This window comes from Lentzea tibetensis (assembly GCF_007845675.1).
GTDB classification, from domain to species: Bacteria; Actinomycetota; Actinomycetes; order Mycobacteriales; family Pseudonocardiaceae; genus Lentzea; species Lentzea tibetensis.
This window is the reverse complement of the sequence record NZ_VOBR01000036.1, coordinates 1-14,638: the sequence shown is the minus strand read 5'-3', so window position 1 is coordinate 14,638 and position 14,638 is coordinate 1. Positions and strand designations below refer to the sequence as shown.

At 66.9% G+C, this 14,638-nt stretch carries 14 protein-coding genes and 2 pseudogenes; 7 read left to right on the top strand and 9 right to left on the bottom strand.

What is annotated here, in order from left to right; genetic code table 11:
• Positions 1-42 precede the first annotated feature (42 nt).
• Together FKR81_RS37275 and FKR81_RS37270 are read left to right on the top strand one after the other, a co-directional pair.
• Positions 43-1,119, top strand: coding sequence for a hypothetical protein (locus tag FKR81_RS37275; protein WP_146358998.1), 1,077 nt, complete (start codon positions 43-45; stop codon positions 1,117-1,119).
• A 212-nt stretch (positions 1,120-1,331) separates the two neighbouring features.
• Entirely contained in the window at positions 1,332-2,327 is a 996-nt protein-coding gene (locus tag FKR81_RS37270; protein ID WP_146358996.1) for a TRM11 family SAM-dependent methyltransferase, read from the top strand.
• Between the two features lie 276 nt (positions 2,328-2,603).
• On the opposite strand, the gene FKR81_RS37260 is transcribed toward FKR81_RS37270, so the two are convergent.
• The gene (locus FKR81_RS37260; RefSeq protein ID WP_146358994.1) at positions 2,604-3,716 is read right to left on the bottom strand and encodes a tyrosine-type recombinase/integrase; all 1,113 of its coding nucleotides are present in this window, start codon (positions 3,714-3,716) and stop codon (positions 2,604-2,606) included.
• A gap of 224 nt (positions 3,717-3,940) precedes the next feature.
• On the opposite strand from FKR81_RS37260, the gene FKR81_RS37255 reads away from it, so the two are divergent.
• Both FKR81_RS37255 and FKR81_RS37250 read left to right on the top strand, forming a co-directional pair.
• Positions 3,941-4,249: a helix-turn-helix domain-containing protein gene (locus FKR81_RS37255; protein ID WP_222598528.1), complete on the top strand. Its 309-nt coding sequence runs from the start codon at positions 3,941-3,943 to the stop codon at positions 4,247-4,249.
• A gap of 70 nt (positions 4,250-4,319) precedes the next feature.
• Positions 4,320-5,513 carry a tyrosine-type recombinase/integrase gene (locus tag FKR81_RS37250; RefSeq protein ID WP_146358990.1) on the top strand — a complete coding sequence of 398 codons (1,194 nt, stop codon included), beginning with the start codon at positions 4,320-4,322 and terminating at the stop codon, positions 5,511-5,513.
• Here FKR81_RS37250 and FKR81_RS37245 read toward each other — a convergent pair.
• A complete protein-coding gene (locus tag FKR81_RS37245) occupies positions 5,445-5,921 on the bottom strand; it encodes a transposase (RefSeq protein ID WP_268891604.1) in 477 nt (158 codons plus the stop codon). The two genes, FKR81_RS37250 and FKR81_RS37245, sit on opposite strands and share 69 nt — an antisense overlap.
• Positions 5,922-6,078: 157 nt before the next feature.
• On the opposite strand from FKR81_RS37245, the gene FKR81_RS37240 reads away from it, so the two are divergent.
• The 3 genes from FKR81_RS37240 to FKR81_RS37230 all read left to right on the top strand — a co-directional run bounded on the left by FKR81_RS37240 (position 6,079) and on the right by FKR81_RS37230 (position 8,345).
• Complete coding sequence (locus tag FKR81_RS37240) at positions 6,079-6,456, top strand: STAS domain-containing protein (RefSeq protein ID WP_235922125.1); 378 nt, start codon at positions 6,079-6,081, stop codon at positions 6,454-6,456.
• Positions 6,457-6,857: 401 nt separating this feature from the next.
• Positions 6,858-7,088, top strand: coding sequence for a hypothetical protein (locus tag FKR81_RS37235; RefSeq protein ID WP_328593186.1), 231 nt, complete (start codon positions 6,858-6,860; stop codon positions 7,086-7,088).
• A gap of 123 nt (positions 7,089-7,211) precedes the next feature.
• Positions 7,212-8,345 carry an ABC transporter substrate-binding protein gene (locus tag FKR81_RS37230; protein ID WP_186763395.1) on the top strand — a complete coding sequence of 378 codons (1,134 nt, stop codon included), beginning with the start codon at positions 7,212-7,214 and terminating at the stop codon, positions 8,343-8,345.
• 244 nt (positions 8,346-8,589) lie between these two features.
• On the opposite strand, the gene FKR81_RS46260 is transcribed toward FKR81_RS37230, so the two are convergent.
• The 7 genes and pseudogenes from FKR81_RS46260 to FKR81_RS37200 all read right to left on the bottom strand — a co-directional run.
• Positions 8,590-9,066, bottom strand: a complete 477-nt coding sequence (locus FKR81_RS46260) for a transposase (RefSeq protein WP_456319429.1) — start codon at positions 9,064-9,066, stop codon at positions 8,590-8,592.
• Between the two features lie 106 nt (positions 9,067-9,172).
• Positions 9,173-9,325, bottom strand: coding sequence for a helix-turn-helix domain-containing protein (locus FKR81_RS46105; protein WP_407936578.1), 153 nt, complete (start codon positions 9,323-9,325; stop codon positions 9,173-9,175).
• A 17-nt stretch (positions 9,326-9,342) separates the two neighbouring features.
• Positions 9,343-9,606 (bottom strand): helix-turn-helix domain-containing protein, encoded by a 264-nt coding sequence (locus tag FKR81_RS45355; protein WP_235922123.1) that lies wholly within the window; start codon positions 9,604-9,606, stop codon positions 9,343-9,345.
• A gap of 202 nt (positions 9,607-9,808) precedes the next feature.
• Positions 9,809-10,072, bottom strand: coding sequence for a hypothetical protein (locus tag FKR81_RS37215; RefSeq protein ID WP_146358986.1), 264 nt, complete (start codon positions 10,070-10,072; stop codon positions 9,809-9,811).
• A 1,333-nt stretch (positions 10,073-11,405) separates the two neighbouring features.
• Positions 11,406-12,632 (bottom strand): annotated as a pseudogene (locus FKR81_RS37210) (IS256 family transposase).
• 320 nt (positions 12,633-12,952) lie between these two features.
• The gene (locus FKR81_RS37205; protein WP_146358984.1) at positions 12,953-13,219 is read right to left on the bottom strand and encodes a hypothetical protein; all 267 of its coding nucleotides are present in this window, start codon (positions 13,217-13,219) and stop codon (positions 12,953-12,955) included.
• Between the two features lie 510 nt (positions 13,220-13,729).
• A pseudogene (locus FKR81_RS37200) lies at positions 13,730-14,518 on the bottom strand (IS1634 family transposase); the annotation flags it as partial.
• Positions 14,519-14,638: the final 120 nt, after the last annotated feature.

The window sequence follows — 14,638 nt, the reverse complement described above, 5'->3', positions numbered from 1 at the left end:
CTCACATCGCCAGGCGCACCCCGTCTGCGAAGGGGACACCCCGTGACCCAGCCCGACCGCTCCGGCCGCCGCTCGCCCCGGCGGCGCAGCACACCCCGGACGGACTCCACGCACCCGACTCCGCCGCGCCCCGGCGGTCGCCGGGGCGGAGATCGCCGACCGTGGCCGACCGCCCCGACCACCACCCGCCTCAGCCCCGGCAAGCCCGCCCGCGAGACTCGCACGCGGTCCCGCGGCTCGGCATCGACCCCCACCCCGGCGACCGTCTGGACCGCCGGACCCGCCCCGATCGACCCCGATATCGCGTGGCCTCCGGCGCTCCTGGAGAAGATCGTCACCTCGTTCAGCGAACCCGGCGCACGCGTCGTGCTGCTGACCTGGCCGACCCCGAACGACGACCGCCCGACGCTCGCTGCGGTGGGGGCCGACGGCGTCGTCGACCACGCGCCCGGAGCCGAGCTGGACGACGCCCTGCATGCCGTGCAACGCCTCGGCCGCATCGCGCGCGTCGAACGCGTCCCGGTCGACTCAGAGGCGACCAGATGCGCCTCCCGCCCGTTCTGGGCCGATCTCATCGGCGACGCCAGTCCGGCTCCCGCAACCGTCGCGCCGACACCGCTGGGCACCGTCGACCTGTCCCCGTCGACCGATCCACAGGCGGCATCGCAGAGCGCGGACCTGATCATCACCCGCCTGCGGCCGGAGCACTCCGGCGACCGCTCCACCGACCTCGTCGCGCTGTTCGCCGCCCGTCTGCTGCCGGTCGGCGGCATCCTCGCCGTGCTCACGCACTGTGACTGGACGACGGGTGAGCTGACCGACCCGACCGGGGCGGTGGTGACGGCCGGACAGAACGCCGATCTGCTCTACCTCCAGCACATCGTCGCGCTGCACGCGCCCGTCCGCGACGGCCGCTTCCACCTCACCGACGAGCCCCCGGACCGCACGGACGACAGCGCGCAGGCCCGCGCGCGGCACCGCGCCGAGACGCACGGACTGCCCGCCCCGCATCGGCGCATCCACTCCGACGTCCTGGCCTTCGCCCAGCCCCACGACCACCAGCCGCCGACACCCGCCCCGCCGAACAGCACCGCCGAGAAGGACAGAGATCACCGATGACCGCAGCGCCGAACTCCGCCTCCGCACACCCAGGACGGCGCCCGCAGGAAAGCCCACCGGTGACGCACGCCCCCGCCACGCCGCCCCCTGGCCACCGTCACGCCGACACCGTCAGCGGCCCCGTAGCCGGGGTGGCCGACGGGCCGACCCAGTGCGTCCCGCGGGCACACCTCGCCGCGCCCGACACCCCGCCCACTGCTGTGGACAACCCTGTGGATGACTCCGCGCAGACGGGGGTGCGTCGCGCGCGGTCGCAGCCGCCCGCGGTGTCGGTGTGGACGACCGCGCAGGCGTCGCCGGCCGCTCAGCGCAAGGGCAAGTACACGGCCGAGTCGACCGCGCACCCGGCCAAAATGCTGCCCGAGGTGGTGCGCCACGCCGTCGCCCACTACACCAAACCCGGCGACCTGGTGCTCGACCCGATGTGCGGGATCGGCACCACCCTCGTCGAAGCCGTGCGCCTCGGACGCCGCGCAGCCGGTGTGGAGTACGAACCCCACTGGGTCGAGATCGCGCAAGCGAATCTCGACCTCGCGCGAGCGCAGGGCATCACCCACGACGCGCGGGTGTTCCACGGCGACGCCCGCCAGCTCGTCACCCTCCTGCCCAGGGAATACGTCGGGCAGGCGACGCTGGTGGTCACCTCCCCGCCCTACGGCCCCTCCACACACGGACAGGTGTCGGTCGCGCCGGGCGCGGGGGTGCAGAAGTACCACCACCTCTACGGCAACACCCTCGACCGCGGCAACCTCGCCAACATCGGCCACCACCGCCTACTGGCCGGCTTCACCCGCATCCTCGCCGCCCTGCGCACCTTCCTGAGGTCCGGCGGGCACATCGCCATCACCATCCGCCCCTGGCGAGAGCACGCCGAGCTGATCGACCTGCCCTCGCAAGTCCTCGCCTGCGGCGTGCACGCAGGCCTGATCCCGGTCGAGCGGTGCGTCGCCCTGCTGGCACGTGCGGCCGAGCACGACCTCGTACCCAGGGGATCGTTCTTCCAGCGCGACTTCATCCGCAAACAGCGCGAGGCAGGACTTCCGCTGCACCTGATTGCCCACGAGGACGTACTTGTATTCCGCACCGCCCTGAACTCCTTGAGTTCAAGAAAACTGAAGCAACTTCAGCGGGAACACAAGCGGTCATCGGCCTCATTGTCGGGGTTGGACACTGGGGTTCGCAACGAACCTGCGGGCGTGGCGGCGTGAGCACCCGACCCCGTGACAAGACACCACGGTCCGCCTCTTGCTCCGCCCCCGCCCTCGTCGTCGTCACCACGACGGCGGCGGGGGCGGTGCGGGCGGCCACTTCGCAGCCCGTGCCGGACGAAGCGCCGCAGAACGTGCCGGTCGCCGCGAGCACCGGACCGGTCGTCGGATCGGTGTGCACCGGCTACGGCGGGCTGGACCTCGGTGTGCTCGCCGCGTTCGGCGGCGGACGCGTCGCCTGGTGCGCCGATCCCGACCCGCATATCGCGCAGGTCCTCACCGCGCGCATGCCGGAGGTGCCGAACCTCGGCGACATCCGCGCCCTCGACTGGACCAGCGTCGAGCCCGATAGGGCTCGCTGCTGGCCAGCGTGCGGTGGCGCAGGTGCGCCTGGACGTCGGTGATCGGAATGCTCGGGTCATTCGCCAAGCGGATGCCGCATGTGTGCCGGAAGTCGTGCAAGACCAGATCGAGTCCGAGTTTCGCGTTGACACGCAACAACATCGCTCGCAATGCCTGGTACTTCAACGGCCGATGTGGACGGCGCAGCGTGAGCCACAACGCGCCGTTCGGCTCCAGACCGGGTCGTTCCCGCGCGAGATAGCGACCAAGCCACATCAGGGAGTCGGGCGACACCGCGACCCATTCAGGCTGGCGGGTGCCCTTCCCAATCAGCCTGATCCGTTGACCACCCCAGTCCACATCAGTGGCCGTCATGCCCAGCAACTCGGTCGCGCGTGCGGCCGAGGACACGAGCAACGCCACGATGGCACGATCGCGATCACTGGCCAGTGCCTCGAATACCTCGTGGTAAAGATCATCTGGAATCGCGCGAGGCACCAACTCCGGTGTCTTCTGCCGGTAACTACCGCGGCGGCTGGGTGTGCGCGGTTCAAGCGGGCTTTGATGCCTCATGTTCCGATCACCAGGCCCGGGTCCGGGAACAGGATTGACCAATGGCCCGGCACCCGTCCGCTTGCTGAAGTCGTAGAACGACGCCAGCACCGCCAACCTGTGGTTGATCGTCGCCGGCGCATACCCAGGCGAGCGCGGATGCTTACCCGTGCGAGAACCTCTCCCGACCTGGCCTTCTGGATTCGCACTGCGGCGTTGCGGGTTCACCGCGCTGCGGAGCATCAGCACGTAGTCCCGAACCTGTGTGCGTGTGACCTGCTCCCAGTCGACTTCTTCAACCAGGAGGAACCGGAACCAGGTGAGCAGATCGAACGCGTACGACCGCACCGTCAGCGGGCTGCAGTCCGATGCCACGAGCTCTCGCAGATAGTCAGCTATCACTGCGACCGGCACGCCGGTCTCGTCGACCATGACGAACGGCAGCCCCTGATCGGCCGTCGCCACGACCTCATACGTCCGCTGATCAGCCTTCATGGCCACAACAACGACTCACGAGCTACGTCGTTACAAGATCGTTTCTTAGTACAGAGAAGCCTGCGCTTCGCCCTGGCTTGGTACGCCCGCGTTACACAGCACCTACCTGCACCAGATCCCGAGGCATGGTCACGCCCGCATGAAACCGTTGGGAGAGCCGCATGAACAGACGACGCATCGCGGGCCATCTCCGGCCACGTCCTCCTTCGTCATCAACCACATCCGTGGAGATCCAAGCGGTAGCTGCTGACGACAGCAGCTCACCATCCGATGTCCCAGCATTCGCCGAACCCGCTGCCGAAGAGGACCTTCCGGTCCTCTACACCCCGGAGCAGGCGGCGAAGATGCTGCAGGTGCGTCCATCGTGGCTGCGACGCCGTGCCGCCGCCCGAACGGTCCCCTGTCGGTTTCTCGGCAAGCATCTGCGCTTCGCCAAACAGGACATCGAGGAAATCGCCGCTGCAGGCCGACAATCGGCACGCAACCTGCCCGAGCCGACACGCCAATGCGGTGAACCTCCACGTCACGCTTGATCACCTCGTGCAGACAATGCGTCCATAGCGCTGTCGATGATCCGCATTCGTCACACTGAAGGACTTTCCCATGGCCTGGTCGGAGAAGTCCGGGAAGAACTCCTGGCGCGTCCGCTACGAACGCGACGACGGAACGCTCGACTCCATGTCGGGTTTCACCAGCGAGGAAGCGGCGGGCGAGATGGTCTCTCGTCTCAACCGCGAAGCCACCATGCGCGGGTACGTCCCGACGGCGAGCAGCCAGCCCTTCGGCGGGTGGATCGACCCGTGGTTCGGGTCGATCGACGTCGCCGACGCCACCAGGGCCCAGTACCGCAGCCTCACTCGCAACCACATCGAACCACGCTGGGGTTCGGTGCCATTCAACGTCATCAGCAACATCGACGCACACACCTGGGCGATCAAACTCCGCAACCACGGCCTCGCCGACAGCACAGTCAAGACCATCATGAAGATCCTGACCATGATGCTCGCCGACGCCGCCGACGAAGGCATCATCCCCGCCAGCCCCATCCAGGCCCGCAGGCGAGGACGGCGCAGGCAGCAACGCAAGCCCGCCGTCGTCCTGGCCACCGCGCTGGACGTCCTGCGCATCGCACTCCAAGCTACCGCGCTCGCAGGCGAGTGGGCGGCGATCCTGATCATCAGCGCCGCCTACACCGGAGCCCGCTGGGGCGAACTCACCGGGCTCCAGCGCACCAACATCCACCTCGACGACGGCTGCTTCGTCATCGACCCCGACATCGGCGCCCTGCACGAAGTCGACGGCAAACTCACACTCGGCCCACCCAAAACCGTGTCCTCAGCCCGCACCGTGACCCTGCCGCCGTTCCTCACCGACATGTGGCGCTACCTGCTCGACCTGCACGACCACCCACACCTCTTCGTGAGCCGAGACCTCCAACTTCTGCGCCGCTCCAACTTCAGCCGCCGCGTCATGCGCCCCGCCTCCGACGGAAACCTCAAACTCATCAACCCGCGCGTCCGCACACAACCGATCAGAGGAGGCCTGGTTTTCCACGGACTACGCCACAGCCACAACACCTGGCTCATCGGCGACGGCATCCCAGAGGTCGGCCGCGCCCGCCGACTCGGGCATCAGATCCCTGAGAAAGTACGGGAGATCTACGACCACATGGCACCCGAGGTTGAAGCCAAGATCCTCACAAGCCTGCAACAACGATGGCAGAACTCCCTAGCGGCACAGTTCCCCAACGGCCTCCACTCCACCGAGCAGAACCACCTGTTCGCGCTGGTCACGTAACACGTCGGTGGCGATGTGCCGCTTACGACCCTTGATCTTCTGGCCCGCGTCGATGCCCTGGCTGGATTCGCTGACGTTGCAGGAGGTCTTCACGCTCTGCGAGTCGATGATCACCGCCGTTGAGGTCGTTGTGCGTCCCTTGGCGACGCGAACCTGCTGACGCAGCAAGTCATGCAGCGTCTCGGTCGTGCCGTCGGCCTCCCACTTGACGTAGTAGTCGTACACCGTCTTGTACGGCGGGAAGTCGTGCGGCAAGTACTCCCAGGCGATCCCGGTCCGGCACACATACCGGATCGCGTTCACGATCTCCCGCAAGTCATGCACCCGTGCCGCCGTCCCCGGCCCGCGTCGTGCCGCGCGCCACGCGGTCAACGTCGGCTCGATCAACGCCCACCGGGCATCGGGCAGGTCACTGCGATACGCACGCCAGAACTCACAAGTTGATCAACTTACCAACCCCCACACCGATACAGACAGATCGTCACAAACCAAGATCAGATGCGCTCTGAGACCGACCTCAGTGTCATGTCCGACAACGAGCCCTGTTGATCTTCCCCTGTTGCCCATGCTGCACGATTGGGCTGCACATGTCGAGCGCGTGGAAGGAACGGCGACGATGGGACTTTGGGTCGGCAGTGAGGTCTTCAACGGCTGGCGAGTGGTCGCCGTCGTGGGTGAGCTCGACTTCGACACCGTTCCCATGCTGGCCACACGCCTGGAGGAGGACGTGACAGGGGGGTGGGCCGTGCTCGATCTCGGGGGCGTCACCTTCATGACCTCCGCCGGCCTCGCCCTGCTCCTCGAATGGCACCGTCGCCTCGCTGAGAAGGGCGGCGCCCTGCGCATCGCCGCACCCCAGGCGCAGGTCCTGCGCCTGTTCGCGCTGGCCGACGTGGTGCACGTGCTCGACGTGCGCGGGACCACGCAGGAAGCCTGCGGGTGAGTCCCCCTGTTGGCTGGTGAACGCGTACGTGGGGAGTGAGATGCGTACCGGTCCCGATGCGGGCACGCGCCGGGAGGCCAACGCTGGCTCGCACAACATCGTTGGACAACCGGAACTCGTCGTGACGCCGTTCATCGATGGTAGCCGCTCAACTCGACAAGTGAGCCGATCATGTCCGCCCAGATCGATGTCACGTGGTTGACGAACACGACCGACATGTCCGACCACGCGCTGACCGATGCGGAATTCGCACGCGGTCGGCGCGACGAGCACGGGGAGTACCGAGCGCTCTGCGGTCAGGTCCTGCTGCCGTGCTCCATGCTCGTGCCGCCCGGCCCTCCGTGTCCCCGCTGCTCCGCGCTCGTGTGCGGCGCAGCACCCAGCCCGGCTGGAGACCGCCGGTGAGGACGGTGGAGATCACGGCCCGGCTGCTCTTCGGGCGTCCGTTGCCTGGCAGCGTCGGCGAGTGGCGCCGGGTGGTGCACATCTTCGAGGTCCCGGCCGGGAACACGCTGCCAGAGCGGCTGACGGCGTTGTGCGGAACGTCCTTCGGTCCCGGGGAACTGGAGTCGCTCGGCCGGCCCACGGGCATGCCTTGTGAGTCATGTCTGCGCCGGGTGGCGACCCACTAGCCGAAGCCTGCGTCACGAAGACAGCAGTGCTGTATCGATGAGAGAGGAACCGACGTGCGCAACGGTGCCACCGTCCTGAGTGTTCTCCTGTTCTTGACCGCCTGCGGGACCACACCGAACGTCGTGGATCTCCCCACCGCACAGGGGGTTTCCGGCGACAGGATCGTGCTGGGCGTGGTGTCCGACCTGAGCGGCCCGTTCAAGCCGCAGGCGACCGCGCGCACCTCCGGTTACGAGCTGTTCTTCGCCGACCGCAACGCCCACGGCGGCGTGTGCGGTCGCCAGGTCGAGCTGCGGATCTCCGACCACGGCTACGACGTCGACCGGGCGTTGGCCGCCTACTTCGAACTGGAGCCTCAGGTACTCGGCTTCATCGACATCACCGGGGCGCCCATGACCGCGGCCATCGGCCCCGACCTCCTGCAGAGCAGGGCGCTCGCCGCGCCGGCGTCGTGGTCCGCGGCGTTGCTGGGCAACCCGCACATGATGGTCGTCGGCGCGACCTACGACATCGACGTGATCAACGGGCTCGAACACCTGCGCGGGGAGGGCGTGCTCCCGGACGGTGGCGTGATCGGCCACCTCTACCTGCCCGGCGACTACGGCGAGAACGCCTTGGAGGGCAGCAGGTTCGTCGCGAACCAGCTCGGCATGAGCGTGTCGGCCCAGCCGGTGGCGAAGAACGTCGCCGAGCAGATCGCCGCGCTCAAGGCGGCCAAGGCCCAGGTGGTCGTGCTGACGGCGACCTCGGCGCAGACGGGTCAGGCCGTCGCGGCGGCACGCGCGCTCGACTGGAACGTGCGGTTCCTCGTGCACGTGGTCGGCTACGACCCGACGATCGCGGATGACTGGACCCGTGAGCACATGGTCGTGGTGTCCTCGACGGCGCCGTTCGCCGCGGACGTGCCCGGTGCCCGTGCCGCCGCGGAGCAGTTCCACTCGAGGTACCCGGACGCGCTGCCGTCCGGTCCCGTCGTCGACGGGTACGCGGTCGGCCTCGCGTTCACCGCCGTGCTGGAAAAGGCGTGTGCCGCCGGCGATCTCACGAGAGAAGGCGTACTGCACGCCTTTCACGACACGAACGTAGCCGACACGCTCGGCATCACCGCGCCGCTGCGGTTCTCGCACGCGGGCAGGCCGTCGAGCACGCAGTCGTTCGTGAGCAAGCCGGACGCCCTGGTGCCAGGCGGATTGACCGTGCTGCGGCCGCTTTTCGAATCGCCGCTGGTGAGACTCAAGGCCACCAAAGCGAAATGAGCGCCCACGGGTGCGCACCGTCCGATGCCCGCAGAGCGCGGCCGCTCCCCCCAAACGACGCCGCGGCGATTCAGTCAGGCTCGTCCGCGGGACGCCGATCCGGGCCGGTCTCGTTCGACGTGCCCATGAGGGCGGTGGTGCCACCACCGCCACGCGCTCCGTTCGGACCGGACTTGCTGCCACAAAACCACAAAGCTCGGAAGTCCATTTTGTATGGTCCTCTACAGACCTTGAAGGGTTGGGATTACGGTGACACTGGGTCGAGGGCCAGCCCGGTTTGAGCGAGGAAGGCGTCGGTCAACTCGGGGTGGTATTGGATGCGTTTGAGCCGGGTCTTCACGATCGCGGCCGGGTCGTCGATGCCCTGGACGGCGAGGTTGCCCAGGCTGTGCTTGTGGTGTGACCACACCCGCTCGACAGGGTTGAGGTCCGGCGCGTAGGCCGGTAGCCGGATCACATGCAGCCAGGGCCGTGACGCGATCAGCGCGCGCATCGCGGCGCTGATATGGGTGTTGAGGTTGTCCCAGCAGAGCACGATCGGGCCGCCCAACTGCTGAAGTCCCCGTCGAGCAGGGCGGCGTAATCGGTCTCGGCGAAGCTGCGCCGCTCGTCTTTGCGGCCGCGGTGAATCACGGTGCGGTAGATCAACCGGCTGCGTTGCCCGGCACGCACACAGACCAGTCCGGCGATCGAGACCCGCCCGGATCCCCTTGCCCGACACCGGATCACCGGTGTCCGCCCACGCCGGCCCCAGGTCCGCGCCTTGGGCGGTCGCAGTGTCTGTCCGGCCTCGTCCTCGAAGCAGATCCACGCCCTGTTCACCGCGGCTACCGTTTTCCCGCCGGCCACGCCTCCCGCCGCCAGGTGGCGATCGCCGCCTCGTCGCGCTCAACGGCGCGATGAGCAGGGATCTGTGGGGAGAATCCCATGCGGTGCAACAGATACGAGACCCCGCGCAGGGTGTAGCGGGTGTGGAACATCCGCGCGATCAGATCCGCTACCCGAGCCAGTGTCCACCGTTGGTCCTCGGTGAAGCCGTGCGCGCCGGGCCTTGCTCCAGCGCCTGGGCCAGCCGGTCCAGACGTCCCCGATCGAGTCGGCAGACCGACCCGCCCGGTCCTTTCGACCTCAGCGCCGCCCGGCCGCCAGCTCGCCATCGGCGGCGCCACACGTACCCCGCGTTGGTCGACACCCGCGGCGTGCGGGCGATCTCGGCGACCGGCACGTCCCGCGCGAACCACTCGGCCGCCTGTAACCGCACCGCCTCACGTGTGGCCCTGCCTGCGCGGACAGGCCACCACCATCCGCGTACCTCATCACTCCGGCATAGACCCGACCTGCTCAGGTTCGCGAAGGACACGCCGCGACCAGCATGACCAATCCTGGCCATTCAAGATCTGTAACGCCCTGGTCTTGAGATTGGAAAGGGTCGGACGGTCGCCCCGGTTATAAGTTCGAAGCGTCTAGGCTTTCTTGACGAAGAGTCGGAAAAACACTTCGCCGTCGTTACGAGCGCATTTGAAGGCAACGATCGAGCCATTATCGATGCCCCTACCGTCGAAAGCTAAGCAATCTTTCCGCAAGGCAAATGTAATGCCTGAGTCGAAGAATGGATTGTTGCTCTCAGTGGGCTGTTCGTCCGCGTTTGCAGCACTGATCACCAACCCGCCCAACACGGTGACGCCAGTGAAGGCAGCCACGACTAGCGTTGGCGTGCGGTAGCTCATCAAGGTGAAATCCTCCAAAGCTGGGCGATCAGTAGTCTCAACCTCATACGAGAGATTCTCACGTTTGGGTTCATCACTGCGGCGAGGACGCACTGAGTCCCCCGGTGTCCCCAACGGCACCTAGGTGCTCTAGGTCTAGGCCCGGTCTAGATGGCCGGACGTGAGGTGACAAGGTGACCAGCAGCCTAGAGGCTAGAGGCTGTGGCGCGACAGGCCGCCCTGTCGTACCACAGGCAGGGAGACAAGCCTGTACCGCTGGCGCCGTACATCCGCGGCCCGTGCCGACGATCTCCACCAACTCGACCTTGGTCAGGTCCCGCTTCTCGACACGGGGCTCCTTCGTCTCTTTCATGTCCGGACTCATTACTCGACTGGGCAGCGCGTGGAACCGATTGTCCGGCTCGCTGTCAGCGCGCCCGTGCACTGCGCGTGAACACCATAAGTCGAATGTTTCGTGATGCCGATTCAGCAACTTCTAACGAGGATCTGTTCTGCCACCCACGCGGGACCGCAAGGCCAACGAACTGTGCAAGTAGTACAATTTTTGTCGGCTGGAATATGTGTGCTAAGCACCTGAATAGCGTCAAGACGATCCGTGTGCCCTGTCCCCTGCCAGACGCGGCTAGTTGCGTTCATGATGGCGACCTTTCTTACACCTTGTGGATGCCCCTCGAGAACGGGGTGTGGAACGCCCTACGTATCTCACACGTACTCGTGGCAATGGATGGTTCATCATTTGGTCGGCGTAGCTATAGTCGCAGGTAGACGACGTTCGACACATCGGCCGCCGGTCGGCAGCGACGGGGGTTGGTCCAACCTGCAGCCAGGCGGCCGGGGTAGCACTCTCCCTCTACCCTGTTCTCGGGATGACCAGTGGTCTAGAGCCTGTGGCGACAGGTCGCCCTGCCGCGCACCGGGTGGGAAGGCCGGGCAGTACCGCTGGCACCATACGTTCGCGAGTGGAACAGATCGTGCAGGCGCACTGGCCAGCGAGCGGCCACCCTGCCGGTGCGCGGCAGGGTGGGCCTGTCCTGTGTGGAGACTCCAGGACTGACTGAAACGGGCGAGAGCAGGCCTCGGGTGACCGCGCCACCAGCGGAAGGGAGCGCCCAGGGAGGCAGTTGTGGTCAGGGATTTCCCCTGGCTGCTTCCCTAGCCTTGTTTCCCTGGCCTCACCAGCCACAACCCCGTCCAGGGAAGATCACAAAACAGGTGGGTGCAACCAGCGGAAACCCCTGGAACAAGGTGGCTGCATCCCTGTCGGCACGTTCCCTGAGGTCAAGTCCTGGGGCGTGGTGTAACGAGGGCGGTCACCGGTGATCCGGGATGTCGGTCAGGCGGTGAGTGCGGCGGGCGTGGTGTCCTCCTGTTCGGCGATGTCGGTGGTGCTGGTTGTGCGGGAGCGGGCGAGCACGTCCAGGCCGAGGTAGCGGCGGCCTTCGATCCATTCGTCGTGCTGCTCGGCGAGCACGGCGCCGACCAGGCGGATGATGGCGCCGCGGTCGGGGAAGATGCCGACCACGTCGGTGCGGCGGCGGATCTGCTTGTTGAGTCGTTCCTGGGGGTTGTTCGACCGGATCTGGCGCCAGATCTGTTTCGGGAACGCGGTGAACGCCAGCAGGTCCGCTCGCGCGGTGTCGAGGTGATCGGCGACCTTGGGCAGCTTCTCGCTCAGCGCGTCGAGCATGCGATCGTATTGCGCGGCAACGGATTCGGCGTCGGCCTGGGTCGAACACCGAGTGCAGCAGGGTCCGCACCCATGGCCAGGAGCTCTTCGGGCAGACCGACATCAGGTTGACCGTGTAGTGGGTGCGGCAGCGCTGCCAGGACGCGCCGGGCAGGGTCGCGCCGATCGCCGCGACCAGCCCGGCGTGGGCGTCGCTGGTGACCAGGCGGACGCCGGTCAGGCCGCGAGCGAGCAGGTCGCGGAAGAACGCCAGCCGGCCGGCGCCGTCCTCGCCGGAGGTGACCTGGACGCCGAGGATCTCGCGGTAGCCCTCGGCGTTGACGCCGGTGGCGATCAGACAGTGCACGTTGACCACACGGCCGTTCTCACGCACCTTGAGCACGAGCGCATCCGCGGCGCGACGAACGTGTACGGGCCCTGGTCGAGCGGACGCGTGCGGAACGCCTCGACCTGGGCATCCAGGTCGCGGGCCATCATCGACACCTGGGAGCGGGACAGGCTGGTGATACCGAGGGACTCGACGGGTTTCTCCATCCGCCGGGTCGACACGCCCAGCAGGTAGCAGGTGGCGACCACGCTGGTCAGGGCGCGTTCAGCCCGTTTGCGGCGCTCGAGCGGCCAGTCCGGGAAGTAGCTGCCCGAGCGCAGCTTCGGGATCGCCACGTCGATGGTGCCGACGCGGGTGTCGAAGTCGCGGTGGCGGTAGCCGTTGCGGGAGTTGACCCGCTCGGGTGCACGTTCGCCGTAGCCGGCGCCGCAGACCGCGTCGGCCTCGGCGCTCACCAGCGACTGGATGAACGCCGAGAGCATCTCCCGCAGCAGATCCGGGCTCGCCACGGCGAGTTGATCGGCGAACGGCTTGTTCGGGTCGATAGGCTGACACTGGTCATCGCGTGAGGCTTCCTCCGCGGACTTTGGTCGGTCCTGTGAAGGATCACGCGGTGACCGCCTCTTATCCGGCTACGACACGCTCAGCAATCGCTGGCGGCGCTGGTACACCACTCTGTCGGACACAACCTTCCCTGACCGGTCACGCCATCCTGTAGTGCTTCAGCGGCTCTGCGGCCCGGATGTTCTCCAGCCGCCTGGAGAACATCCGGGCCAGCGTACCGATCAGGGCTCTCGTGTCACCTGCTGTCACCTGAGCAGGGTGTGGCTCCTGATCGTTTCGGGTGCTGGCGAGGGGAGGAATCTCAGCACCCGTCCTGGGTGATCTTGATGCCACCGGCGCCACCGGCCATCGGCGTCCTGATCACAAATTGTTCAGCGTGACTAGGCATTGCCGCCACCATTGCAGGCGACGGCCCAGAAGATGAATGGCGCGGGAGGCGACCTGTCGGAATGCCTAGCGTGGACCAGTAACAGATGACCCTGCCGCCGCGGCCCGCGCCGACGATTTCCAGCAACTCGGCTTCGGTCAGGTCCCGCTGCTTGACGCGGGGCTCCTTCGTCCCTTCCATGTCCGGACTCCTTACTCGACTGGGCAGCGAGTGGAACCGATTTCCCGGCCCGCTGTAGTACTCGGCGGATGAGGGGATATTCGACTAATCAGGGAACGCCTGTCATCCGTGATATCCGCACGCGTTACGCAACGTGTGTCACGAAAGTGGAATGTGTCCTCTCAAATCCCCTATTGTCCCCGGTAGAGGCCCTGGTCATGCCCACCGACCTGCACGGTAGAGGCGGTAGCCCTCGGTTCCAGCCGTCACCGAGACTGACCGGCACGAAACCGCAGGTGCACCAGGAGACGTGACGCCCCCAACGGGTGCAGCCTGCCCGCCGGACCACCGACGAACTTGACGAACTTTGCGCTTGACCTGCGGTTACAGCGAGCGGTGTTCGTCACCGACGAACCACCGAGGTTCCGCAGCTGATGTAGTGAAGTGGTCCGCGAATTTGTGGGTTGACGTGCGGGAACCTGCCGTCGGCTGGTGGGACGGCGTGTATCTAGGGGCGCTGGTTCGGGCTGGTCAGCGTTCGGGGGTGCTGAAGCGGTAGATCCTTGGCGGGGCGTCGATTTTGAGGGCTGCGAGCAGGTCGCGTTGGGTCTTGGTGAGCTCGGTGCGCTGCTGGAAGGTGCCGGCGGGGCCGGTGAAGGTGCCCAGTGTGATCCGGTCGAGGTCGCGACGCAGAGTGGGCCAGGTCTGCCCGGTGGAGGTCTCGGCGATCCGGGCGAGCAGGAGTGCGAGCCAGCAGAGCAGCACGTGGGCGCGGATGCGGTCTTCGCGGCGGCGGAACACGGGCCGCAGGTCGATGACCTGCTTCATGTCCCGCCAGCCCCGCTCGACTTCCAGGAGCTGCTTGTAGCCCAGGGCGATGTCCTCGGCGGTCATCTTGGGGTCGGAGGTGCGCAGCAGGTATTTGCCGTCCAGGTTCTCCTCGGATTTGACCCTGGTTTGGTCGATGCGGAGTAGCCCGCCGGGTGTGGTGCGCAGGTAGCGGTTCAGGCCGGGCTTGGTGGAGATCACCCCGCGTAGTTCGGCCCGCTTGGTCGCGTTCAACTGGTCGGTGTCGTTGATCAGCTCGGTGAGCTGGGTGACCAGACGCTCTCGGGTCGCCGCGTCGCGTTCGGCGGCTTCGGGGTTGAAGCAGATGATGAACCGCTCGTCCTCGCGAATGCGGACTTCCTTGACCCGCAGGTTGTCGCGGACCTCTTGGTAGCGGCCCTGGCGGGCCAGCGCCTGGGTGGCCTCGGCCGACCCGGACCGCAGTTTTTCGCCGATGATGTAGTGGTGATCGCCCTTGCGTAGGTGCAGGCGGCGCGACTACTGGCCACGGCGCTGGGCCAGGACCTGGCCGAGGAGTCCGAGGGTGCGTTCCGGATCGCGCGCAAGGTCGCGCCGGACCGGGTCATCTCGACCGTGGACCCCGAGACCCGG

What these genes read in the sequence shown, in the direction of transcription:
- FKR81_RS37205 (WP_146358984.1), bottom strand. Translation starts at nt 13,219, where the DNA reads ATGGAAGGGACGAAGGAGCCCCGCGTCAAGCAGCGGGACCTGACCGAA.
- FKR81_RS37240 (WP_235922125.1), top strand. Translation starts at nt 6,079, where the DNA reads ATGCTGCACGATTGGGCTGCACATGTCGAGCGCGTGGAAGGAACGGCG.
- FKR81_RS37260 (WP_146358994.1), bottom strand. Translation starts at nt 3,716, where the DNA reads ATGAAGGCTGATCAGCGGACGTATGAGGTCGTGGCGACGGCCGATCAG.
- FKR81_RS46105 (WP_407936578.1), bottom strand. Translation starts at nt 9,325, where the DNA reads ATGTTCCACACCCGCTACACCCTGCGCGGGGTCTCGTATCTGTTGCAC.
- FKR81_RS37250 (WP_146358990.1), top strand. Translation starts at nt 4,320, where the DNA reads ATGGCCTGGTCGGAGAAGTCCGGGAAGAACTCCTGGCGCGTCCGCTAC.
- FKR81_RS37215 (WP_146358986.1), bottom strand. Translation starts at nt 10,072, where the DNA reads ATGAGCTACCGCACGCCAACGCTAGTCGTGGCTGCCTTCACTGGCGTC.